A 26,074-nucleotide genomic window follows, 5' to 3' on the forward strand; every position below is an offset into this window, starting at 1 on the left:
GCAGCCTGAAAGCACATTATGACCCGATTCCGTACCGATAAATCATTGGAATACGCCGAGCGTATTATGCTCGTATCCGTATTATTAACAGACAGTTACACAGGCAGCAATGAAAGCCGTGAACGCCAATTTAAGGCAGCCTGCGCCGAAGCCGCCGAACTTGTCCGTGCGACAGGTGGCGATTTGGTGTGCAGCGAAACCGCTAAACGCGACAAAGCGCATTCCGCGCTGTTTGTCGGCACAGGCAAGGCGGAAGAGTTGGCGGAATTGGTGGTGCAAAATGAAATTGAACTCGTTGTATTCAATCATGAATTGTCGCCCACGCAAGAGCGCAATTTGGAAAAAATATTGCAATGCCGCGTGCTTGACCGCGTGGGTTTGATTCTGGCGATTTTCGCGCAACGAGCGCAATCGCAAGAAGGCAAATTGCAAGTGGAATTGGCGCAACTGAATCATTTGTCCAGCCGATTGGTGCGTGGATACAAACACTTACAAAGTCAAAAAGGCGGCATTGGCTTGAAAGGTCCGGGCGAAACGCAATTGGAAACCGACCGCCGCCTTATTCAAACCAAAATCACGCAATTGCGCCGCCAATTGGAACAAGTGAAAAAACAACGCGAAACACGGCGCAAATCCCGACTTTCAGGCAGCCTGAAGACTTTTGCGATTGTGGGTTACACAAATGCGGGCAAATCCACTTTATTCAATCGCTTAACCAAAGCCGATGTGTTGGCGAAAGACCAATTATTTGCCACGCTGGACACGACCGCACGGCGATTGTATTTGTCGTCCGAAGCCAGCGTGATTTTGACGGATACCGTTGGTTTTGTTCAAGATTTGCCGCATAAATTGGTGTCAGCGTTTTCGGCGACTTTGGAAGAAACGGCGTTGGCAGATGTGTTGCTGCATATTGTGGACGCGGCTGACCCTGAATATGAACGAAAAATTCAGGATGTGAACGATGTGTTGGCGGAAATCAAAGCGGATAAAATTCCACAAATTATTGTTTACAATAAAATTGATTTACTTCCAGAAAATGAACAATTTTCAGGCAGCCTGAAAAACAATGTAGGAGAAACAGTAGTGGTGCGCGTGTCAGCCATCAGCGGTACAGGTTTGGATGATTTGCGTGCCGCAATGGTTGAGTGGGCATGACTTCAGACTAAAACCTTTGCAAAACCCAAATTTTCAGGTCAGATACTTTAATCCAATATTTCCTATTTTTATCAAATACTTATTTTTATTTAAAATTATCGGATACAAGTATCTGACCTACGAGTTTTCAGGCTGCCTTTTTTGATATAGTGAATTCAATTTAAACCAGTACAGCGACCGCCGTGTACATCGAGTATATAAGAGAGCTGGCAACGCTGTACTGGTTTAAATTGAATTCACTATAATTAGCTACTCCTTTAAGATTAATCCGATTGGGAATGACTACATCGTTTTAAAACAATAAAACCACTCACACCCGCCAACAGTGAACCCAAAAATACGCCAATTTTCGCTTGGTCTTGCAAAGCCGTATCGCTAAACGCCAACAGGCTGATAAACAAACTCATGGTAAAACCGATACCACACAACAGTGCCACGCCATACACTTGTTTCCATGTTGCACCTTCAGGCAAACTGGCTAAACGGCATTTCACCATCAACCATACTGTCGCAAATACCCCCAATTGTTTGCCCACAAACAAACCTGCCGCCACGCCCAACACCACAGGCGAAAACAAATTGCCCAAACTAAATCCAGCAAACGACACACCAGCGTTAGCAAAACCAAAAATCGGCAACACCACAAATGCCACAGGCAACGCCAAAGCGTGTTCCCATGTCAGCAGCAAAGGTTCGCGCACATCAGCGTCTGGCGAACGCAAAGGCATGGCAAACGCCAAAACCACCCCCGCCAAAGTTGCATGAATGCCTGTTTTCAAAACAAAAAACCACAGCAACGCACCCAAAACCAAATAAATCCAATGGCGCGTTTCATTTTTGTGATTGAAATAAAACAAAGCCACCATCACCAACACCGCAGGCAATACATACAACCAGTGAATTTGTGCCGTGTAAAACAGTGCAATCACGACAATCACCGCCAAATCGTCCATAATCGCCAAAGCAGTTAGAAAAATTTTTAATGAAACAGGCACTCGGCTGCCCAAAATCGCCAATACGCCCAAAGCAAAAGCAATATCGGTCGCGGCTGGAATCGCCCAACCTTGTGTCAAAGGCGTATTTGTCCCTGCAAACAAAACATAAATCAACGCAGGCAACGCCAAACCACCCACCGCCGCCACCGCAGGCAAAAAGCGTTTGGCATTGTCGCTCAATTCCCCTTGCAGCAATTCGCGTTTCACTTCCAAGCCCACAAACAGGAAAAATACCGCCATCAAACCATCATTAACCCAATGTAATACGCTCATGCCCAATACTTTTGCATCCAATAAAGCAAAATACGCAGGCGCAGCCGCAGAATTGGCAATCAATAAACCCAAAACCGCCGCCACCATCAATACAATGCCAGCCGCTTGTTCCGATTGGAAAAAATGTTTGATTCTTTGCATTTTGACTTCCTTTACTTAAAATAAGGACATAAATATATCACAATTTATTTTCAGGTAGCCTGAAAGGTATAGTGAATTCAATTTAAATCAGGACAAGGCGACAGCGACCGCCGTGTACACATAATACATAAGGGCGCTGGCAACGCTGTACTGGTTTAAATTGAATTCACTATATTTATTCTCAAAATTAGGATGCATTCAAACATAATGCCACAGCATATCTCGCTCGTTAAAAATCATGCAAGTACTGTTTATCAGGAAATAGCATCAGATAAATTTTCAGGCTGCCTTTTGTGATAAACAATCCAAAAAGGCAGCCTGAAAATCTATTATAGTCGTTTAAAATAGAAATCAGACAAGGCGACAGCAACCGACGTGTACATCTAGTACATAAGGGAGCTGGCAACGCTGTATTATTTTATTTTAAACGACTATAACATCACAATAGACTGGGTACAAAATCATTCAATGTATCGCGCAACTGAATCAATTTTCCATGAAAAAAATGTGAGCTTTCAGGCAATACAATCACGGGTAAATTCTGCTCGCCACACCATTTCAAAGGATTGGCTAGTGGCACAACTTCATCGTCTGCGCCATGAATAACCAAAGTTTTGTGTCTATTTGGTACATGTGGCGCAGGTACTTCATACAAACCAACTGCTGTACCAATGAGCAACAATAAATCAGGTTCACGTTGTTGTGCCACAAAAGTGGACACATACGCGCCAAATGAAAAACCTGCTAATACAAATTGCGCTGCATTGGGATGTTGGGCGCGCGCATAATCAATTACGGCAATACAATCAATGGTTTCGCCACGTCCATAATCGTGTACACCTTCACTATTTCCTGTGCCACGAGAATTGGGTAAATAACAATGAAAACCCATTACAGACAAAACTTTGGCTGTCGTTTGTATTACTTTATTAGTAAACGTTCCGCCTTGTGTGGGATTGGGATGATGCACAACGGCTACACCACGTTCTACGCCTTGCGCAGGTAAATACAAGGTTTCCAATTTACCGACTTCACCTTGAATATGGATTAAAGTTTGCGGATTATTCATAAGATTTTACTTTTCATAATAACAAAAATAATAGGATAGGCAGCCTGAAAAATATTTCAGGCTGCCTGAATCATGAAACAAAATTATATCATGCACAAATCACTTTAATCGCCAGCCCACCGCGTGAAGTTTCACGATATTTCGCGTTCATATCCTTGCCTGTTTCATACATGGTTTCAATGACTTTATCCAAATCCACACAAGCCTTGTCTTCACGCCTCACCGCCATACGCGCTGCATTCACCGCTTTAACCGCGCCAATCGCATTACGCTCAATACACGGCACTTGCACTTGTCCGCCAACAGGGTCGCATGTCAAACCTAAATTATGTTCCATACCAATTTCTGCCGCCATGCATACACGTTCAGGCGAACCACCCAATAATGCTGCCAATGCACCAGCTGCCATAGAACACGCAACACCCACTTCGCCTTGACACCCGACTTCCGCCCCCGAAATAGAGGCGTTCATTTTATACAATGCGCCAATTACCGCCGCAGTCAGCAAATAATCACGCACTTTGCCTGCCGTCAATTCCCCGATAAATTGACCATAATATTGCAACACCGCAGGCACAATGCCACACGCACCATTGGTCGGTGCAGTAACCACTCTTCCCCCAGCTGCATTTTCCTCATTCGCTGCCAGCGCATAAACATTAATCCAATCCACCAACAACATCGGGTCTTGCGCCGCATCATGCGCTTTCTTTTGCAGCGAACGATACAATTTCGGTGCGCGACGCGGCACTTTTAACGCACCTGGTAACACGCCATCTTTGACCAAACCGCGTTCCATGCACGCCGACATCGTTTGCCAAATGGTCGCCAATTTCTCGTCCAATTCTGCTGGCGTATGGCAACATAATTCATTGGCCAATGCCATTTGTGCGATAGAAATACCATGTGTTTCGCAATGCCTCAACACCTCTGCTGCGGAATGATAGGGATACGGTACATCTGCTGTTTCAGTTTCGGGCGCATTAAAATTTTCTTCGTTTACCACGAAACCGCCACCGATAGAATAATACGTTTGCGCGTATATTTTCAGGCTGCCTGAAAACGCGGTAATCGTCATTCCATTTTCGTGTAATGGCAAAAAAGTATCATGAAAAACCATGTCTTGCGCATAATCAAATTGTACTTCATGCGCACCTTGCGCCACCGCCAAACGCGCTGTTTGTTTCACATTGGTAACAAAACAAGGAATGTAATCAATGTCCACATCGTGCGGCAAATAACCCGCCAAGCCCATAATAATCGCTGTATCTGTACCATGTCCCAAGCCTGTCATGGACAATGAACCATATACGTCCACTCGAATGTGGTCGGTTTGCGACAAGCGATTTTGTGCGACCAAATCATCTATAAATTGCTTACCTGCTTTCATCGGTGCAACGGTGTGCGAACTGGAAGGACCAATGCCGATTTTGAAAATATCAAAGACGCTAATCATGATGAATGCTCACTTTGTGTATTTTTTCGGGTTTCAGGCTGCCTTTTTGATAAGGCAGCCTGAAAAAAATATGGCACATTATAAAATTAAAATAAAGAAAAAGCAGCCTGAAAAATATGAGTATTCCTGAAACTGAACATGTATGAATTAGATATAGTCGTTTCAAATACAAATAGTACAGCGTTGCCAACGCCCTTATGTACTAGATGTACACGGCAGTCGCTGTACTGGTTTAGTGAATTCACTATAACATACAAATACATACTCGCTTTCAGGCTGCCTACCCTATTCTTTGCTATAATCCGCCACTTTGTTTAATCATTCAGGCAGCCTGAAAAAATGCGTCTTACCCAAATCAAACTAGCAGGTTTCAAATCCTTTACCGACCCCACCACCATTCACGTTCCCAGCCAACTGGTCGCCGTGATTGGACCAAACGGCTGTGGCAAATCCAATGTGATTGATGCGGTGCGTTGGGTGTTGGGCGAAGCATCGGCGAAACAATTGCGCGGTGAAAGTATGCAAGACGTGATTTTTAACGGTGCTGCTACGCGCCGCCCTGCGCCACGCGCATCGGTGGAATTGGTGTTTGATAATAGTGACCACGCTTTGCAAGGCGCGTGGGGACAATATGCCGAAGTATCCATCAAACGCCAGCTCACGCGACAAGGCGACAGCAGCTATTTCATCAATGGTCAAGCAGTGCGCCGCCGCGATATTACCGATTTATTTTTGGGTACAGGCGTGGGTGCGCGTGGTTATGCGGTGATTGAGCAAGGCATGATTTCGCGAATTATTGAAGCGCGTCCCGAAGAATTGCGAGCGTATATTGAAGAAGCAGCGGGCGTATCCAAATACAAAGAACGCCGCCGTGAAACCGAATCGCGTTTGCAAGATACGCGTGAACATTTGCAGCGTTTGGCAGATTTGCAAACCGAATTGTCGCGCCAAGTGGAAAAATTGGAAAAACAGGCGAGCACTGCGGAAAAATATCGTCAGTTAAACCAAGAATTGGCGCAACAACAAAATTTGCAAGATTATGTGCATTGGCAACAGGCATTGGCTGATGCGGACAAGGCGGCGGCGCAACATCAAATCGCGCAAACACAACAAGAACAATTAAGTACGCAAACCGAGCAATTAAATCAACACATTCAAACCTTGCGTACACAAGAACAGGAACAACAAAACACGGTAGGCAGCCTGAAAAATCAACACGCTTTATTGCGCGAACAAATGGCGCGTGTGGAAGAGCAAATTCGGGCGCAACAAACGTATCAACAGCGCACAGAAAAAGAACGTGCGGCGGCACAAAATAAAATTCATCATTTACAACAACAGCATAATTCCATTTTAGAAGAATGCGACGTGTTGCAAAATCGTTTATTGGACAAACAGACGGAATTGGCAGAATTGGCGATGGTGGTGGCGGAACACGAAATGCGTTTGCCCGAATTGGAACGTTTGGAGCAGCAACAACATCATGCCTACACCAGCCAGCAAGAGCAGTTAAATCAATTAAAACGTGAGTTGGCATTGAAGCAGCAGCAAGCGCAACACACGCAACAGGCGTTGGCAAAACACCATGAGCGTGCGGCGCGTTTGCGTGAAGAATTGACGGCATTGGCTTTGCCCGATGATGCGGAATTGGCGGCGGCGCAGTTGGCAAGCGAAACGCATCAAGCGCAATATGAAGCAACAGAAATCGCATTGCAACAACAAACGGACACAATAGGCAGCCTGAAAACACGTTGGCAAACGGCGCAACAACATTTATCGGTAATCCAGCAACAAGTGATGACGGCGCAAGCGCAACAACAGGCGTTGGCGCAGATTTTGCATAGCCAGCAAACAACTGATGTGTGGGCAGAAACCACATTTGCTGATGCGCCTGTTTTGTGGCAACACGTTCACGCACCCGATGCGTGGCAAATGGCGTTGAGCGTGGTGTTGGCGGAACGTGTGCAAGCGCGTTGTTTGCCAGAACCGATGCAAGGGCAGCCTGAAAATTTGGCGCACGGTACGGCTGCGTGGATTAATACACAAGGCAGCCTGAAACACAAAACTTTGCCTGCACAGGCTTTATTGAATCAAATTCAAGTAGATAAACGTTTTCAGGCTGCCGTATCGCATTGGTTAGACGGTGTTTTGTGTGCACCTGATTTGGCGTATGCTTTGGCGCATCAACACGATTTGCAAGGGCATCAGATTTGGCTTACGCCCGAAGGTCATCGGGTGGACAAAGTTGGTGTGATATTGTTTGCTGCGAATGATGGCGTGGATTTTCTGCAACATCAGGCAAAATACGATGCACTGACACAGGATTTGGCACAACTGGAACCGCAATTAGCGACAGCGGAACACGCGTATCAGCAAATCCAACAAGAAATGACGGCAGCTGAACAAGCACATCAACAAATGTTGGCACAACATCGGCAAACATCTGCGGCATGGCAAGAGGCGCAACATCAAGCCAATACGCTGTTCACGCGCACCAATCAAGGACAGTTACGCCGCGAACACATTGTGTTGGAATTGGCGCAGTTAGATGAAGAATGTGCAGTATTGGCGCAACAACAAGAAACGCTGGCGACAGATGGGGAAACTTTGGCGCAAGCGGTGGCGGAATTAGATACGCAAAATCGTGAATTGTCGGGCAATCGCCACACGCAGCAACAGGCGTTGAAACAAGCGCAGTTGGCATTATTGGAAGCCAATCGGCAATACGGTGTAGCGGAATTGGATATACACAAATGGCAGCAACGCGTGGATAGTTTGCAAGCGCAAGCAGCGGCATTGGTGCAACAACAGGCGGATTGGCATACGCGTTTGGAAGAAACAGTTTTTCAGGCTGCCGATGATGCTTTGATGGAAGAATTGTCGCAACAATTAGCGCATCATCAAGAACATGAAATGGTTTTGCAAGAACAGATTTCGGCAGCGGAATCGCATTTGCAAGAGACGCAAACACAGGGCATGGAAGTGTATGAGCGCGTTCAAGCAGCAGCAGCAATGTTGCCGCAAATTCAGGCTGCGGTACAAACAGCTTTGTTGCAACAGCAAGAAGCTTTGTTGAACGCACAGCATTATCACGAAGATTTATTGTCGCGTGATGCAGATTTGGCATATCTATCGCAATATGAATATTCAGGCAGCCTGAAAGATTTAGCGCAACACATTAAACAGTTACAAACACAAATTGATGCTTTGGGTGCGGTTAATTTGGCGGCATTGGCAGAATTGAGCGAAGCGCATGAACGCGATGATTATTATCGCCAGCAAAGCGAAGATGTTCAGGCTGCCATTGATTTGTTGGAACAAGCCATCGCGCAAATTGATGACGAAACCAAAATCCGTTTTAAAGAAACATTTGATGCGGTCAATGCCAAAGTACAGGAATTTTTCCCGACTTTATTCGGTGGCGGCGAAGCGCGTTTGCATATGGTGGGCGATGATTTGCTGACCGCAGGCGTGTCTATTATGGCGCGACCTGTCGGCAAAAAAAATGCCACCATTCATTTGTTAAGCGGTGGCGAAAAAGCCTTAACCGCTATGAGTCTGGTGTTCGCTTTGTTCAGTTTGAATCCTGCACCATTTTGTTTATTGGACGAAGTGGACGCGCCATTGGACGATGCCAATACTTCGCGCTTTTGTCAGTTGGTCAAAGAAATGTCGGCACAAACGCAATTTTTGTATATTTCCCACAATCGTTTGACGATGGAAATGGCGGAACAATTGGTCGGCGTTACCATGCAAGAAAAAGGCGTATCGCGTGTGGTGGCGGTGGATATTCAAGAAGCATTGCAAATGGCGGAGCAGTAATCGTTAAAAGGCAGCCTGAAAAATTTTCAGGCTGCTTTTTCTTTAACAAATCATTTCTTTAATTTACCCACTACTACATTTTCTAACATAGTGCTAATATACACACTTTCTTCAATACCTCTATCAGGAGAATAAACATGGATAACTGGACACAAACACTTAGCGCAGGCACGCTGTTGGGCATTGCCGCAGGTGCGATTGCGCTGATTTTGGTACTGATTATTAAATTTCGCGTACATGCTTTGCTGACTTTAATTCTGGTCAGCTTGCTCACTGCGATTGCCACAGGTTTACCCTATGGCGCATTGGTTAATGATGTGCTAGTCAAAAACTTTGGTGGCACAGTAGGCAGTGTCGCACTATTGGTTGGCTTAGGTGCGATGCTTGGTCGCTTGGTGGAAACATCGGGTGGCGCAAAATCTTTGGCGGATGCAATGATTCGACTGTTTGGCGAAAAACGTGCGCCATTGGCATTGGGTGTAGCATCATTGCTATTCGGTTTCCCCATCTTTTTTGATGCAGGTTTGATTGTTATGTTGCCGATTGTATTCGCAACGGCACGACGCATGAACTCCAATGTGTTAGCGTATGCCTTGCCGTCTATTGGCGCGTTTTCCGTAATGCACGTTTTCTTGCCACCGCATCCAGGTGCAATTGCAGCTTCAGAATTATATGGCGCTGGCGTGGGTTATGTACTGCTGTTGGGCTTACCCGTTGCCATTTTAACTTGGTTAGTGAGCGGTTACTGGTGGGGTTTGACAGCAAATAAATTATTCCCTGTTCCCGTACCTGCTGCTGATTTGCTCGCTGGTGGCAAACAAGACAATGACCAACCTGCCGAACCTGCCAAAGCATCTACCGTGATTATGTTGATGCTGATTCCTATGTTATTGATTTTTATGAATACAGGTTTGCACATGGCAAGCTCTGCCAAATGGGTAGATGGCAAAGCAGAATGGGTACAATTTTTACGAATGATTGGTACAACGCCCATCGCCTTGTTGATTTCTGTATTAGCAGCCATGTATTTCTTGGGACGTAAACGTGGCATGAATGCCAGCGCATTAGAAAAAACATTGGACGGCACGCTGGCACCTGTTTGCTCCGTTATTTTGATTACTGGTGCAGGCGGTATGTTTGGTGGCGTATTACGCGCTTCTGGAATTGGTAAAGCATTGGCAGATACCATGGGCGATTTGGGTGTACCCGTATTACTCGGTTGCTTTTTAGTGGCATTGGTATTGCGAATTGCACAAGGTTCCGCAACCGTTGCATTGATGACTGCGGCTGCTTTAATGGCACCTGCCGTAGCCGCAGCAGGTTACAATGAATGGCAACTGGCAGGCGTGGTTTTAGCCACCGCAGCAGGTTCCGTTGCAGCTAGCCATGTAAACGATTCAGGTTTCTGGTTGGTGGGACGTTTGTTGAATATGGACGAAGCCACCACCTTGAAAACATGGACGGTTAATCAAACATTGATTGCCATCATTGGTTTTATTTTGTCAGCGATTGCGGTGGCAATATTAGGCTAAACCAATTTTGTTTCAGGCTGCTTTTTTGCCATGAATCACACATCAAGGCAGCCTGAAAAATATTTTTTGATAATATTTGATACGCGACTCAAACAAGGAAAAAAACCATGACCAAACATTATGTGATTATGGGCATTTGCGGCTGCGGCAAAACCACCGCCGCCCAAACCGTGCAACAACATTTGCATTGCGCCTATGCCGAAGGAGATGATTTTCATACCCAAGTCAATCGCGACAAAATGGGCGCAGGCATTCCGCTGACCGATGAAGACCGCGCCCCATGGTTGGGAAATTTGCGCGATTGGATGAGTGAACAAGCAAAAAATGGCGCAAAATATTCTGTGGTAACCTGTTCTGCGCTGAAAAAAGCCTACCGCGATATTTTGCGTGGTGCAGAAGGCGAAGTGTATTTCATTCATCTTTCCCCACCGATTGAATTGAACCGCGACCGCATGGCAGCACGACAAGGGCATTATATGAAAGCCAGCATGGTGGATTCTCAACTGGCGATTTTGCAGCCATTGGAACCAGACGAACGCGGCATTGTGATTGACAATGCTGGCGCAGCAGATGAAGTTGCAGCGGATATTCGCCGTTGGTTAGACAGTAACCATTAAACACAAAAAGGCAGCCTGAAAAGTTTTTCAGGCTGCCTTTATTGTTATTTTTGATGGAAGAATTAGTGGATTAAGTCATTTTCGTGCATATAATTCAGACTCTCTTGTGCAGCTTTATTTCCTTGTGCAGCAGCTTTTTCAAACCATTTTTTGGCTTGAATATAATCTTGTTTCACACCCAAACCTCCATAATACATATAGCCCAAATTGTATTGTGAGACTTCATCCCCTTGCACAGCAGCTTTTTCATACCATGCTTTGGCTTGGGTATAATCTTGTTTGATACCCAAACCTTCATCATACATATAACCCAAATTATTTTGTGCACTTGCATCTCCTTGCGCAGCGGCTTTTTCATACCATGATTTAGCTTGGGCATAATCTTGTTTTACGCCCCAACCTTGCTGATATATATAGCCCAAATTGTTTTGTGCACCTGCATCTCCTTGCGCAGCGGCTTTTTCAAACAATGATTTAGCTTGGGCATAATCTTGTTTTACGCCCCAACCTTGCTGATATATATAGCCCAAATTGTTTTGTGCACCTGCATGTCCTTGCGCAGCAGCTTTTTCATACCATGCTTTGGCTTGGGCATAATCTTGTTTCACCCCCCAACCTTGCGCATACATATAGCCCAAACTATTTTGTGCGCCTGCATCTCCTTGCGCAGCAGCTTTCTCATACCATGATTTAGCTTGGGCATAATCTTGTTTGATACCCAAACCTTGCTGATACATATAGCCCAAATTATTTTGTGCGGCTGCATATCCTTGCGCAGCAGCTTTTTCATACCATGCTTTGGCTTGGGCATAATCTTGTTTGACGCCCAAACCTTCATCATACATATAGCCCAAATTGTTTTGTGCGCCTGCCAATCCTTGTGCAGCAGCTTTTTCATACCATGATTTAGCTTGGGCATAATCTTGTTTTACGCCCCAACCTTGCTTATACATATAGCCCAAATTATTTTGTGCTTCTACCAATCCTTGTGCAGCCGCTTTTTCCAACCAAAATTTGGCTTGCGCATAGTCTTGTTTCACACCCTCCAAACCATTCAAATAACGCACACCAACATTATTTTGTGCAAAAGCATCACCTTGTTGCGCCAATTTTAAATCGATCGCGAAATTATTTTGCGATTGTCCTGAAATATTGGTTGATGAAGTGGTTTGCGTATCTGGCTCAGCAGCAACAGGCAACACCAGCATCGTAGCCAATAATACTACGGATAATTGGGGAAATTTGCGAGAAATAGGAAATAGCATATAAAGCACTCCATATCATTGGGACAAGAAAAAAGTGTAAGCTTTTATTACGCATTAAACAAGTTGTAGGTCGAGCATTTATGCCCGACATGATAGCGATACATTGTGTCGGGCATAAATGCTCGACCTACAGAAGTTCCATATCATTGGAACAAAAAGAAAAAGTGTAAGTTTTTATTCCGCATTACACAAGTATTCTGTGCTTGTTAAATATTTTGTGTGTTTATTTTGATAAAGGCAGCCTGAAAAACTTTTCAGGCTGCCTTTATCATCATGAAATTAAATATATTGCACCGTCAAAATTTCATATTCACGCATACCGCTTGGTGCTTGCACTTCCGCCACATCGCCCTCTTCCTTACCAATCAGAGCGCGCGCAATCGGTGAGCTGACTGCAATGCGTTTTTCTTTAATATCCGCCTCGTCATCGCCTACCACTTGATAAGTCGTTTCCTCGTCCGTTTCCAAATCCAACACTGTTACCGTTGCACCAAACACAATGCGACCTTCGGCATGAATTTCTTTTGGGTCAATAATTTGCGCGTGTGATAATTTGCTTTCCAGTTCCGCAATACGTCCTTCAATAAAGCCCTGTTTTTCTTTTGCCGCTTCGTATTCCGCGTTTTCCGACAAATCACCATGCGAACGTGCTTCTGCAATCGCCGCAATAATTTCAGGACGCGCCACACTTTTTAATTGTTGCAATTCCGCTTTCAATGCTTCCGCGCCACGAATCGTTAAAGGGATTTTACTCATAAATATACTCTCCAATAAGGCAGCCTGAAAATTGAAAATCATATTCAGGCTGCCTATAAAACCTTATTTTTATCTGGTTTCAAAATCAATAATAAAAAGGCAAGCCGCAAAATTTATGCGGCTTGCTGCTAAATCAAAAGTTGTGCCTATTGTATCAAATCACACAAAAAAGGCAAGTTTAACGCAATGGTGTCATGCCCATAAATTCCAACAAGAAATTGGTAAACGCAGGATTTTTAGGTTTGCTATCCATATTGGGCCAACGTTGTTGCCAGCCACGCAGCGCATTTTCCACATAAGCACGCGATTGGGTATTGGTAATTTCGCCACGTTGGCTGTCTACCGCTGCTTGCAAATACACATCATACACGCTGTCATCCACAATATTGCGTCCCACCAAATTGATGCGGAAACGGTTCAAATGTTGTGCGGCTTGTACTTTGGTCATTTTGCCTGCGCGAACTTGCAAACCCAAACGATTGGCTTCTGCACGAATTTTTGCCACATCAGACCAATGACTGGCTGCCAATGTGTAGCTTTTTGTGGACACTTGGCTATCCGATGACATGGGTTTTAATTCATGCGGCAATTCCATCATATTGCAGGCAGACAGCAGCAAAGTCGCCATAATGCCCATTGAAAGGTATCGTTTTGTCATGATGCAGTCTCCTTATACAGACGCGAAAGAATGAAGAATAGGCGATATTAACCGATTTTTGTGATTAATCAAAATATCTCTGTTTGAATCTGTGTCATTCAATCCACTTCAAACAGTTAATCATCTAAAAAGATTCATAATATAAAAAGGCAGCCTGAAAATAATTTTCAGGCTGCAAACTCTTGATATTATGTGTGTGTTTCTTTATGCCTGTATTTTATACTAAATCAGCATACAATGCAGTAGACAAATAACGTTCGCCAAAATCAGGCAACACTGCCACAATCAATTTACCTTCGTTTTCAGGTTTTTTCGCCAATTCCAACGCGCTCCAAGCCGCTGCACCCGACGAAATTCCCGCCAATATGCCTTCTTTTTCAGCCAATGCGCGTGCCGTTGCCAACGCATTTTCATTGGATACTTGCACCACGCCATCATAAATAGACGTATTCAAATTTTTTGGTACAAAACCCGCGCCAATACCTTGAATCACGTGCGGACCTTTTTGACCACCGCTCAATACAGGCGAAGCCTCTGGCTCAACAGCAAATACTTGCACGCTGGCTTTTTTCGCTTTCAATACTTCGCCCACACCACTCAATGTACCACCCGTACCAACACCTGCAACAAAAATATCTACCGCACCATCGGTATCGCGCCAAACTTCTTCAGCAGTTGTTTTACGATGCACTTCTGGGTTAGCAGGATTTTCAAATTGTTGTGGCATGAAATACACACTTGGATTAGCTTTAACAAATTCTTCTGCTTTGGCAATCGCACCACTCATGCCTTCCGCAGCAGGAGTCAGCACCAATTCTGCACCAAACGCACGCAGTAACATACGGCGTTCTTTACTCATGCTTTCGGGCATGGTAATCACCAATTTGTAACCTTTTGCCGCACATACCATTGCCAAGCCAATGCCCGTATTACCCGAAGTTGGCTCCACAATAATTGTGTTTGGCGTGATTTTGCCTTCGCGTTCTGCTGCTTCAATCATGGCAGCAGCAATGCGGTCTTTCACGCTGTTACCAGGGTTAAAAAATTCCAGTTTCACCGCAACACGAGCGGGTAAACCTTTGGTCAAATGATTCAGTTGCAACAAAGGCGTGTTGCCGATTAAATCAGTAATATTATTAGCGATATTCATAGTGTATCCCTTTTGCATATTTGCATAAAAATCATTGATGATAGTAATCCTACCTTATCTTCGTGTAGAAAATAAAATAATTTGTGCTGCTTTGTTTTATAACCTACCGCTATAATACGCTTTTTTTGATTATACGATTATTTTTCAGGCTGCATTTTGTTGCTAGGCAGCCTGAAAACCGATTTTGGATTATGTCTCAAACACGTCTCATTTTGCTTCACATACCGCGTATCGCATGGCTATTGCTGATTATTCTAACCCTTGTATGGGATTGGATTTATGCACCACTTGGTACAGGTTATATTTTATTGCTCATCAAACTCGTGCCACTTTTGTTGCCGATACGCGGCATTTTATCGGGCAAAATATACACATACCAATATTGTTCCATGCTGATTATGGCGTATTTCATTGAGGGCGTAATGCGTTTATGGGACATTCAGGCTGCTTCACGTTGGTTCGCTGCAATGGAAATTGTACTCACACTTATCTTTTTTTCAGGCTGCCTGTGTTATTTAAAACAATTCAAAATCAAGAAAGACAAAATATGAATAAGCCTTTGTTTACTAGCGAAACTGCCCCTTTGTGGCTTGGTATTTTGTTGGTCGCTGTTGTGCCATTTTTATCTATTATGCGATTGGGTCCTTTGCCCAGCTTTTTCTTGGAAAGTGGTTCGCTGTTTTTTGCCTTGATATTGGTGTTGCTAACCGTGTTTTCAGGCAGCCTGAAAAGTAAAATCACAGATTCTTTTTGGTATTTTATTGTACTCGCCGCATTTTGGGCGATTCAAGCACGCGCCATGAATTTGACCTATTTAGGCATGAGCGACATGGTTTCGTGGACATTTGTGATTTTGGCGTTGATGTGTTGGGCGTGTCGCGGCTGGGTGTTGAAATTGGGTACAGAGCGTGCCGTTTCCATATTAGCGGCGGCTTTGGTATTGGGTGCGCTGGCAAATGCGGCGATTGGTTGGCTGCAATACACGGGCTTGGCAGGCAAATTTCAGGGTTATTTGATGTATCGCGCAGGCATTGTGGAAGGGCAGCTCGCGCAACGCAATCATTTTGGACATTATTTGATGTGGGGCGTATTGGCGACTGGCTGGCTGTGGGCGCAAAAGCGTTTGGCTAGTGTCGTTGCGCTAGCGTTGATTGTATTTTTATCAGCAACCATGGGTTTGACTGGTTCACGCACCATTTTCGCATATGTGTTGGCATTGGCTATTTGGTTGCCTGTGTATCGCGTGTTTTCAGGCAGCATCAGCAATCGCACCGTCAGTGGATTGGGATTGGCAGCCGCGATGGTATTGTTGTGTCAATTTGCGATTGAGCCTGTGTTGGCTTTGTTCCGCGATGGCGGCTTAAACAGCGCGGCAGAACGTTTGAGTGGCTCGCAATTTGAAGGTTCGGGTCGCGGCTACGAATGGAAAAAAGCATGGCAAGTATTTTTATCCGCGCCTTTATTGGGACACGGTTGGGGCAGTTATTCTTGGTATGGTTTCGTGGAAAATGTCTATCCAACAGGTTTTCGTCCATATGAAAATTCAGTATTGTTCACGCATAGCCACAATTCATTTTTGAATTTATTGGCAGAAATGGGCTGGGTCGGCACAGCATTGGTGTTGGTTGGTTTGCTGTTTGTGGTACGCGCGTGTTTTCAGCGTGTGAATGCGCCTGTGGGTGGATTTTTGCTGGCATTGATGAGCGTATCGCTGGTGCATAGCGTGTTGGAATATCCGCTTTGGTATATTTATTTTTTGAGCGTATTTGCATTGTTTATCGGATTTGCACCGCCTGCTGATGAATCTGAACGTGAAAACACACAAGGCAGCCTGAAAACCAGCATGCCTGTATTATTTGCCACACTTATATTAATGGGCGGCATTATTCGTTTGGGTTTTGCGTATCAAGATTTACGCGCAGTTTCAGGCAGCAGCAATGTGGGCGTCAAAAAACGCACCGACAATATTATTGGTTTGCTGACAACGGCAAAAACCGAACCCATGTTGCGTTATTATGCACAACTGCAACTGATGAATTATGTAGATGTCAATGCCAACAGCATTCCTGACTGGGCGATTGAACATGCGCGAGAAAACATGCTTTATCGTCCCTTTGCCAATGCGCATAAATACGGATTGGTGGCGTATCGTTCGGGCTATGAGCAAGAAGCGCGTGATTTTATGAAATTGATGTACCGTTATTATCCCGCCAAAATGCCAGCCTATGCCGCTCCGATTATGAATACGCCGCATTATGAAGGTTTGCGCCAAGATTACACCGCTGCGTGTGAAGCCTATGCCGCGTCCATCAATCAACGTCCAAATTGCGCACAAGCAATGGTATTGCCTGATTGGTTGCAGAAAAATGTAGCGAGTAAATAAAAGTTTTCAGGCTGCCTATTTTGTAGATAGGCAGCCTGAAAACTTTTATCCCCAATATTTTCCATCAAATCTTTTTTTCCTGCGCCAAAACGCCCATTGCGGTTTCGCCACCATCACACATTCCCCCTGTTCACAAACTATCCGCAAACCTTTCAGGCTGCCTGAAAACAAAGCATCTCGCAACGGTGCAAACCAGCGCGTTTCCCAATCTGCCAATAAATCAACATACGCCCATACATCGCCCGTATCACGACACGCAACAAAATCATCTGCCAATACCGCAGATTGCGCCACCGCCACCTTTCGCTCATCGCACACACGCAACCACGCCGCCCAATCATACGGTGCCGCTTCGGTTTGCAAACTACTATTTTTCGCCCAAACACTATCCGTTCCCAATAATAAGGCAGCCTGAAAATCCACAGGCGTATGTTCAGGCGCGTTCCACAACCACACAGCATTAATTGGCGGCTGGCGATTTTCGTTAAGCCGATGACTGTGCAACCACATTTGAATTTCCGCCGACCAACGCAACCATTCCGCCGTATTGCCCCCACTCGCTTGCTCGCTGCCGTCCATTTGCCCACATATATCCAGCACACACGGCGCAGACCATTGTACTTTTTCAGGCAGCGTTAAAGTCCACAAATCGGGTCGGGCAGCCTGAAAAACAGCATCGCCTGCATATAAATCATTCAAACCTTCGCATAAAATACGCGCTTCGTCCGCCGTAATCGCAACCGCCGCACCGTCCAACATATTCACACTATTCATGCCCATTTGTTGCCACACAGGACTGGCATAAACCACGTTTTCAGGCTGCCTTAATTGGTCACACAAAAACGTTTGATACAGTTGCGAACGTGTACGCAAGGCAACCTGAAAACGCGCAAAACGCCATAAATCATTGAGTGCAGGTGTAGAAAAAGTTGGCACAGTTTCGTGTTCTGCGCGAAGAAATGCAGGAATAATTAGTGTAAACATGATAACTTTAATGAATTTAAACAAAAGTATGCTTGGGTAAAAACTATGTTCTACTCGCGTAACAATGTTAAAATTATAAATTATAGTGAATTCAATTTAAATCAGTACGGCGTTGCCAGCTCTCTTATGTACTCGGTGTACACGGCGGTCGCTGTCGCCTTGTTCTGATTTAAATTGAATCCACTATATTTTGTACAAACAATATCTAGTTTAACGAGATGAAAACGAAAACAAAATTGTTAACAACCATACCTGCTGCATTGATTTTATCGGGTGCAGTATGGGCAAACACGCATGGCACTGCACAACAAACAGAATACAAAACCAAATTGGTGGTACAAGAATTACCACTACCCAAAATAACCAGCAGCAACACACCAGCGAGTTATTGGTACGATGAAGAAGTACAAACAGGCGATAATTTAAGCGTTATATTGGGACGCTTGGGCGTGAGCGAACACAGCATCCAAACCTTTTTGAAAGAAAGCCCAATTGACACCAAAATGCTGCAATTACGCGCAGGACAAATCATCAGCGCGCGCGTGGATTCAGCAAAAGAAGTAACCGATATTCAATTTTTCAATGATAATGAAGATGGCGAACGCACACTCATTGCGATTGAAAAAGTCAATGGAAAATGGCAACTTCATGCAGGCGCTGTGGATACGGAAACCATGCCTTCATTGCGTTCGGTAGTGGTAATAACATCCGCTTCTGGTGCATTGGCGCGCGCAGGTGTGCCAGTAGAAATTCGCACAGCATTGAAAGAAGTATTTGCCGATAAGCTGGATTTAGATGCCTTAAAATCAGGTGATAGCGTGCGCGTGTTGTACGAAAGCTTGTATTTCCGCGGACAAGAAGTGGCAACTGGTAATGTTTTAGCAGCAGAAATTACAACAGGTGGCAAAACCTATTATGGCTATTATTTTGAAAATGGTGAACAAGATAATGGCGGTAATTATTATGATGAGAATGGTAATGCATTGAAAAAAGGTTTTGATGGTTTGCCTATCGAATCATTTACACGCATTTCATCGCCATACGGCATTCGTATCCATCCCATTTTCCGCACAGTGCGCATGCACACAGGAATTGATTATGCAGCGCCAACTGGTACAAAAGTCCTTTCGCCTAGCGATGGTGTAGTGAGTTTTCGTGGCTGGAAAGGTGGCTATGGTAATACCGTTATGGTACGACACAGCGACGGCATGGAAACGCTGTATGCCCATTTAAGCAGCTTTATTCAAAATGTGGATATGGGTACACCTGTTGGTGCAGGAACAGTAATTGGTTTGGTGGGTTCTACAGGTAACTCCACAGGTCCGCATTTGCATTATGAAGTACGGATTAATGGTCAGCACGTCAATCCTGCTGCGGTGGCATTGCCCACGCCTAAACTATCTATACCCGACATGGCGGCATTAAAAAAATATCGCGCCAAAACCGATGATATTATGCAAGCAGTACGCGGTTTACCCGTGATGGTAGCGCAGCGCGATTAAATTTTTATATCATCAAAATAAAAGGCAGCCTGAAAACATTTTTATATGTTTTCAGGCTGCCTTTTTTGGTTTATTTATCGCTTTAGAACAAAACTTTAATATTTTATTGGTTTTATAAAAGTATCATTTTTTCCAATCAAATTTTATGTTAAAATTATTCCATTTTAATTTTGTTAAACAAACCATCATTCTGGAGTAATCAGTTCATGGCATCTTATCAATTAAATATTGTACATCAAGGTACTGTACACAAGGTTGCTTTGCAATCTGGCGAAACCGTGCGCGCACCCGCGTCAGCACATACACAATATAAATTATTCAACCAAAACGGCACTTTATTAATGCAGCCTGAAACCAAAATGGTTGGCAATGATTTATGGGTTTTATTAGACGAAAATTCCAATAAACCATTGTTAATTCTAGAAAATTATACATCAAGCGAATACGTTACCGATGCAATGACCTTACTACAAGATGGCAATACTTTTGCTATTTTGGGTTCCGATACTATGTTTTCAGCACCTGTACAGACTGTCCCTGTAATATCCAAAACAGCGGTGGCGGCAAGTGGTGGAAAAATGGCTGCCATTGCGGCAGGTGTTGCATTATTAGGCGGTACTGCTGCAATTGCTGGTAAAAATAATGGTAAGAATGAAACTGCTCCAACACAACCAGAAACTCCTCCTGCACAACCCACTACTTCTACTACACAACCGAAACCTGTAACCCCTGCTAAACCTGCTGCACCTACTGCCCAAATTACTATCAACAAAATCGCAGGCGATGACATCATTAATCAAACTGAAGCTAAAGGCGATATTACGCTTTCAGGCAGCCTGAAATATACAGGTGATGTATCTGCTAATGCTGTAAAAGTTAATGTAAATGTGGCTGGAAAAACCATTGCTGCTACGGTAAATGGTAATACTTGGACTGCAAAAGTCGCTGGTAGCTTATTGGCTGGCAAACAAGGAGCAAATAATGTAACCGCCACCATTAACGTCAGCGATAGCGCTAAACAAACCGCTAGCGCAACGGCAAATCATGCTTATACTGTGGATACGCAAATTGATAAACCTGTGATTACAATCGATAAAATCACAGGCGATGACTTTGTGAGCTTAACTGAAGCAAAACAAACCACTATTAATATTACTGGTACAGTGCGTAATGCTAATAATGGTGATAAAGTCACTTTAAAAGTGGGCAATGCTAGCTACACTGGCGAAGTGCAAAATGGCAAATTCTCTGTTGCGGTAGATGGTAAAACATTGGCTGTGCATCAGTCTGTATCTGTAAGTGTGAATACTAAAGATGCGGCTGGTAATACGGCTGCTGGTAATGGCTCTCGCAATTATCAGGTGGAAGTAGCGCAACCAACACAACCTACTCAACCTGTAACCCCTGCTAAACCTACTGCGCCTACTGCTCAAATTACTATCAATAAAATCGCAGGCGATGACATCATCAATCAAACTGAAGCTAAAGGCGATATTACGCTTTCAGGCAGCCTGAAATATACAGGTGATGTATCTGCTAATGCTGTAAAAGTTAATGTAAATGTGGCTGGAAAAACAATTGCTGCTACGGTAAATGGTAATACTTGGACTGCGAAAGTCGCTGGTAGCTTATTGGCTGGCAAACAAGGGGCAAATAATGTAACCGCCACCATTAACGTCAGCGATAGCGCTAAACAAACCGCTAGCGCAACGGCAAATCATGCTTATACTGTGGATACGCAAATTGATAAACCTGTGATTACAATCGATAAAATCACAGGCGATGACTTTGTGAGCTTAACCGAAGCAAAACAAACCACTATTAATATTACTGGTACAGTGCGTAATGCTAATAATGGTGATAAAGTCACTTTAAAAGTGGGCAATGCTAGCTACACTGGCGAAGTGCAAAATGGCAAATTCTCTGTTGCGGTAGATGGTAAAACATTGGCTGTTCATCAGTCTGTATCTGTAAGTGTGAATACTAAAGATGCGGCTGGTAATACGGCTGCTGGTAATGGCTCTCGCAATTATCAGGTGGAAGCTGCGCCTGTAAAAACGAACGTATCAGTAGAAATTGATAATGTAACGTCTGATAACGTAGTGAACAAAGCAGAATCGCAAGGAGAGATTGCTGTAACAGGTACTGTGCGTAATGGCGTAGCAGGACAAGAAGTTGTTGTATCATGTGGTTGTCCTGCGTGTTCTAATCCTGGATGGGTAAGCATTGCAACCACTCTGAAAAATGATGGCACATTTGTTGTGAATTTTGAAGGTAACGATGTTGCCAAAGGCACAACAATTAAAGTAACGCTGCCTGAAACAGGTACAACTAATGCGGCGAATAATAGTAAAGACTATTCAGTAGATGTTACTGCGCCTACGATTACACCAACTTTGGGCAAAATCACAGGCGATAATGTGATTAATAAAGCTGAATCTACAGGAAATGTTACCCTTTCAGGCAGCCTGAAAGGTATTGCAGTAGGTGATAAAGTAACAGTTACGATTAATGTTGCGGGTAAAAATCATACTGCAACAGTAAATGGCAATAACTACTCTTTAACTTTGAAAGCCAGTGAATTAGCAAATGGTAACAAAGTGGTGGTTACAGCCAAGTCTATTGATGCAGCAGGTAATGAAGCCACTGGTAAAGCCGAGCAAACTTATGTTTATGATGCAATCATCAATAAACCAAGTATTACTATTGATGCAATTAACGGTGGTAAAACAATTAATTCAACCGTTAAAGGTAATATTACGCTTTCAGGCAGCCTGAAACATGATGCAGATGTATCTAATCCTGAAGTAAAGATCACAATTAATGGTAAAGAACATACAGCACAAGTTAATGGTACGAAATGGACTTTAAGTGTGCCTGTAACAACCTTGACAAGCAAACAAGGCGAGCAAAATATTTCTGCAACCATTAATGTGAAAGACGCTGCTGGCAATACAGAAAGTGCCTCTAATACAGCGAAATATACGGTTGATACGCAAATTTCTGCTACTGTTAAATTAAATGCCATTACCAGTGATAACCAATTGGATAGTTCTGAAATCAGCAAAGATATTGATGTATCTGGCAAAGTAACAGGCGAATTCCAAAATGGCGACAAAGTTAAGATTACTGTTGGCAATAAAACTTATGACACAACTGTTAATGCACAAGGTGTCTTCACAGTAAAAGTTGCAGGTATGCAATTAGCAACGGCGAGCAAAGTAACTGCTACTGTTGTCGCAACTGATGCAGCTGGTAACAGCATTACTGTGAGTGATGACCAAGCGTACACGCTCAAAACCAGCAGCACAACCACAACTTCTAGCATTACATTAGACAATATTGCAAACGATGGTTACATCAATGCTGTAGAAGCAAAAGGCAATATCAAAGTTTCAGGCAGTATTGAAGGCAGTAATGCGGCAGCAGGTCAAAAAGTTAGCTTAGTAATTGCAGGTAAAACACATACCGTTAATGTAGATAGCAGCCTGAAATTTAGTTTGAATGTAAATGCAAGTGATTTGACAACTAGCAAGAACCGTCAAATCAGTGCATCTTGGGATGGCGCATCAACCAGTAAAACATATAACGTGGGCGATTATGCTTCAGCAAAAATCAACATTACCAATGTTGGCACAAATAATGGCAATATTGGTGATGCGGAAGGCACTGTTCGTTTGAGCGGTCAATTGACTAATTTAACTGGCATTTGGGGTAAAGGTAAAAATGCTACCAAAATTTACAACGTTACAGTAAAAATTGGTGAAGAAAGCTATGTTGCTGGTATTAATGAGGAAAATCAAACATTCCACATTAATATTCCCACAAATAAATTAAGCAGCCTGAAAGGTAAAACTTTATCGTATAGTTTTGAAACAGCTGATACTTTGATTGATTACAAAGATGCTACAGGCGTTCGTGTAACCAACAAATATGGCATGTGGGAAAATGTTTTACAACAATATATTGCTGATGATGTAAAAGTAGCTGATGCACCTGCATTAGGTAGCAACAATATCGTGTTTGATGACAATGCCATTTTGTCAAAAAATAGCAATGGTGGTTATACCGTCAAAGATGTATCTAATACAACCACCATTTCAGGAACAGTATCAGGTACAGCTAAAGCCAACGATGTCGTTAAAGTTGTGATTGATGGTGCAACTTACACAGGAAAAGTAGTTTCAGGTAACAAATTCACAGTAGATGTCCCTACTTCTGTCTTATCCAAACAGACAGATATTGTGGCAACATTAGAAACTCGTGATACTGTTGGAAACAGTATTTCTGTAAGTGATAGTACCCATTATGCTGCATCTTCGTCATTAAGTGATGGTACATTTGCCCAAGGCAATGTACACAGCAAAATGAATTATAGCGATTTGCCTTACTTCATCGCTGCCCTTGCTGGCGAAGGATATAATGAAACAGTTAATATCAGACCAAGTGGACACTTAACACATACTGGTTACGGCGCAAATAGTAAGGTTATTAAATACTATTTTGCTACTATGGCAGATTATGTAGCAATGCGTAATAGCGATAGTTATTTAACAGATAGAACAGTACGCCAAATTGTCGATAGCAATCCTATGGAATATGATCAAACCAAAAAAGATTTGATTACCGAAGCATTACAGTCAATCGCTAAATATACTGATATTACGTTCGAATTAGTTAATAACTATCGAGATGCAGATATTCACTACTATATGATTAATACCCAACGAGCAGTGGGTCAATCAGATGTACTGGGTTATGCATATTTTGGTGGCGAAGTTGTTTTAGATAGACAAACTTTTGGTAACAACTATGATGACCTAAGCCAATGGGCAAAAGACCAGTTCTACCTAACAACAGTTCATGAAACCATGCACTCGTTGGGCTTAAAACACTCGTTTTATGAAAACAGCAAACCAACTGCTAGAAATTTAGATGATATCGAAGATATGGAAAGTCTCACACTCATGTCATACGATAGCACCGATATCATGGGTAAATACGATTTGCGTATTTACGATTTGGCTTATTTGCATTATCGCTATGGTGTCAACCCTAATGCACGCACAGGGAATGATACCTACACATTCCAAAACTTTAATGCCAAAGAATCTGATGGTGGTATTTATATTTGGGATGGTGGTGGTATTGATACTTTTGACGCCTCTGCCGAAAAACAAGCTGTAAATGTAAACTTAACCCCAGGTTCATGGATTTACAGAGGAACACAAAGCAGAAAATTTGCGATTGATGGAATGTTAAGTACATCTATTGAAGAATACACAGGTCAATACAGTATCCATCCTTTCAATTCAGGCAAAAAAGCCGAAGTGTATAACTTCACAGAAGGACAAGCCTTCATTGGTTTTGGTACCCAAATTGAAAACCTAAAAGGTTCTGCATATAACGATATCTTAACTGGTAATGCAGCAGATAATGTTATTTATGGTAACGCTGGTGATGATACTATCTACGGTGGAGATGGTAATGACTATTTAGATGGCGGTACAGGTAAAGACAAGTTATTTGGTGGCAAAGGAAATGATACCTATGTAATTGATGATATTGGAGATACTATTACAGAGTATGCTGATGAAGGTATAGATACAGTATACAGCAGCCTGAATAGCTATACATTAGGTGCTAATTTGGAAAACCTAACCCTGATTGGCAATGCGATGACTGCGATTGGTAATAATTTAGCCAATACCCTGACTGCTAATAATCATGGCAACACTTTAGATGGTGGTGCTGGCGACGATACCTTAATTGGTGGTACAGGAGCAGATACACTCACAGGTGGTGCTGGTAATGATACTTTTGTATTCAGCAGCGTATTGAATGGTAGCATTGACACAATTACAGATTTCACCAAAGGCGACAAAATTGCCCTATCTAAATCTGTATTTAGCGCATTAGGAAACACACTTGATGCGTGGTCAACCTACATTAAATACGAACAGTCTACAGGTGCATTGTCATATGATGCTGATGGTGCAGGTGGTTTAGATGCGCAGCAATTTGCAACATTGACCAACAAAGCAGCATTAGACCAAAATAGTTTCATCTTAATATAATAATGTTGTACAAATTAAATGAAAGGCAGCCTGAAAACTATATATAATCACCTCATTACTGATTTATAACATTCAGTCAAAATGCTTTTCAGAAAACAAAACAGCAAATACGATAACATTACTGTATTTGCTGTTTTTTATAGTGGATTCAATTTAAATCAGGACAAGGCGACAGCGACCGCAGTGTACAGCTAGTATAGTCGTTTCAAATACAAATAGTACAGCATTGCCAACGCCCT

General features: G+C 43.3%; 17 protein-coding genes. 9 read left to right on the plus strand and 8 right to left on the minus strand.

The genetic code is table 11. The features are described from left to right. Positions 1-18: 18 nt before the first annotated feature. Positions 19-1,155 (plus strand): GTPase HflX, encoded by a 1,137-nt coding sequence (hflX, locus tag MIS45_RS07570; RefSeq protein ID WP_249450084.1) that lies wholly within the window; start codon positions 19-21, stop codon positions 1,153-1,155. 263 nt (positions 1,156-1,418) lie between these two features. Here the strand turns inward: hflX and nhaA are convergent, their stop codons facing one another. The 3 genes from nhaA to MIS45_RS07585 form a co-directional block, all read right to left on the minus strand. Beyond that, positions 1,419-2,564 (minus strand): Na+/H+ antiporter NhaA, encoded by a 1,146-nt coding sequence (gene nhaA, locus MIS45_RS07575; RefSeq protein WP_249450085.1) that lies wholly within the window; start codon positions 2,562-2,564, stop codon positions 1,419-1,421. A 439-nt stretch (positions 2,565-3,003) separates the two neighbouring features. Beyond that, positions 3,004-3,633 (minus strand): alpha/beta hydrolase, encoded by a 630-nt coding sequence (locus tag MIS45_RS07580; protein WP_249450086.1) that lies wholly within the window; start codon positions 3,631-3,633, stop codon positions 3,004-3,006. Between the two features lie 88 nt (positions 3,634-3,721). Continuing rightward, complete coding sequence (locus MIS45_RS07585) at positions 3,722-5,089, minus strand: L-serine ammonia-lyase (protein WP_249450087.1); 1,368 nt, start codon at positions 5,087-5,089, stop codon at positions 3,722-3,724. Here MIS45_RS07585 and MIS45_RS11360 point away from each other — a divergent pair. From MIS45_RS11360 to MIS45_RS07600, 4 genes are all read left to right on the plus strand, one after another. Then, positions 5,088-5,219, plus strand: a complete 132-nt coding sequence (locus MIS45_RS11360) for a hypothetical protein (RefSeq protein WP_283397409.1) — start codon at positions 5,088-5,090, stop codon at positions 5,217-5,219. The two genes, MIS45_RS07585 and MIS45_RS11360, sit on opposite strands and share 2 nt — an antisense overlap. A 209-nt stretch (positions 5,220-5,428) precedes the next feature. Further along, positions 5,429-8,911 carry a chromosome segregation protein SMC gene (gene smc / locus MIS45_RS07590; protein WP_249450088.1) on the plus strand — a complete coding sequence of 1,161 codons (3,483 nt, stop codon included), beginning with the start codon at positions 5,429-5,431 and terminating at the stop codon, positions 8,909-8,911. Between the two features lie 137 nt (positions 8,912-9,048). Then, on the plus strand, positions 9,049-10,443 hold the full coding sequence (locus MIS45_RS07595; RefSeq protein ID WP_249450089.1) for a GntP family permease: 1,395 nt from the start codon (positions 9,049-9,051) through the stop codon (positions 10,441-10,443). Between the two features lie 107 nt (positions 10,444-10,550). Then, positions 10,551-11,060 (plus strand): gluconokinase, encoded by a 510-nt coding sequence (locus tag MIS45_RS07600; protein WP_249450090.1) that lies wholly within the window; start codon positions 10,551-10,553, stop codon positions 11,058-11,060. A 62-nt stretch (positions 11,061-11,122) separates the two neighbouring features. Here MIS45_RS07600 and MIS45_RS07605 read toward each other — a convergent pair whose 3' ends face one another. The 4 genes from MIS45_RS07605 to cysK all read right to left on the minus strand — a co-directional run bounded on the left by MIS45_RS07605 (position 11,123) and on the right by cysK (position 14,889). Further along, positions 11,123-12,325 carry a tetratricopeptide repeat protein gene (locus tag MIS45_RS07605; RefSeq protein WP_249450091.1) on the minus strand — a complete coding sequence of 401 codons (1,203 nt, stop codon included), beginning with the start codon at positions 12,323-12,325 and terminating at the stop codon, positions 11,123-11,125. 279 nt (positions 12,326-12,604) lie between these two features. Further along, on the minus strand, positions 12,605-13,081 hold the full coding sequence (greA, locus tag MIS45_RS07610; RefSeq protein ID WP_249442037.1) for a transcription elongation factor GreA: 477 nt from the start codon (positions 13,079-13,081) through the stop codon (positions 12,605-12,607). Positions 13,082-13,259: 178 nt separating this feature from the next. Then, entirely contained in the window at positions 13,260-13,739 is a 480-nt protein-coding gene (locus MIS45_RS07615; RefSeq protein ID WP_430472144.1) for a hypothetical protein, read from the minus strand. Positions 13,740-13,956: 217 nt separating this feature from the next. Next, on the minus strand, positions 13,957-14,889 hold the full coding sequence (gene cysK, locus MIS45_RS07620; RefSeq protein WP_249445491.1) for a cysteine synthase A: 933 nt from the start codon (positions 14,887-14,889) through the stop codon (positions 13,957-13,959). Positions 14,890-15,014: 125 nt separating this feature from the next. Between cysK and MIS45_RS07625 the strand changes: the two genes are divergently transcribed. Both MIS45_RS07625 and MIS45_RS07630 read left to right on the plus strand, forming a co-directional pair. Next, positions 15,015-15,440, plus strand: coding sequence for a DUF2069 domain-containing protein (locus MIS45_RS07625; RefSeq protein WP_430472071.1), 426 nt, complete (start codon positions 15,015-15,017; stop codon positions 15,438-15,440). Further along, positions 15,437-17,272, plus strand: a complete 1,836-nt coding sequence (locus MIS45_RS07630; protein ID WP_249450092.1) for an O-antigen ligase family protein — start codon at positions 15,437-15,439, stop codon at positions 17,270-17,272. Before MIS45_RS07625 ends, MIS45_RS07630 begins: the two co-directional genes overlap by 4 nt. A gap of 45 nt (positions 17,273-17,317) precedes the next feature. On the opposite strand, the gene MIS45_RS07635 is transcribed toward MIS45_RS07630, so the two are convergent. Continuing rightward, positions 17,318-18,256, minus strand: a complete 939-nt coding sequence (locus MIS45_RS07635) for a hypothetical protein (RefSeq protein WP_249450093.1) — start codon at positions 18,254-18,256, stop codon at positions 17,318-17,320. Between the two features lie 236 nt (positions 18,257-18,492). Between MIS45_RS07635 and MIS45_RS07640 the strand changes: the two genes are divergently transcribed. After that, positions 18,493-19,758, plus strand: coding sequence for a M23 family metallopeptidase (locus MIS45_RS07640; RefSeq protein WP_249450094.1), 1,266 nt, complete (start codon positions 18,493-18,495; stop codon positions 19,756-19,758). A gap of 206 nt (positions 19,759-19,964) precedes the next feature. After that, positions 19,965-25,835 (plus strand): Ig-like domain-containing protein, encoded by a 5,871-nt coding sequence (locus MIS45_RS07645; protein WP_249450095.1) that lies wholly within the window; start codon positions 19,965-19,967, stop codon positions 25,833-25,835. The last annotated feature ends 239 nt before the right edge of the window (positions 25,836-26,074 follow it).

Source organism: Wielerella bovis, assembly GCF_022354465.1.
GTDB classification, from domain to species: Bacteria; Pseudomonadota; Gammaproteobacteria; order Burkholderiales; family Neisseriaceae; genus Wielerella; species Wielerella bovis.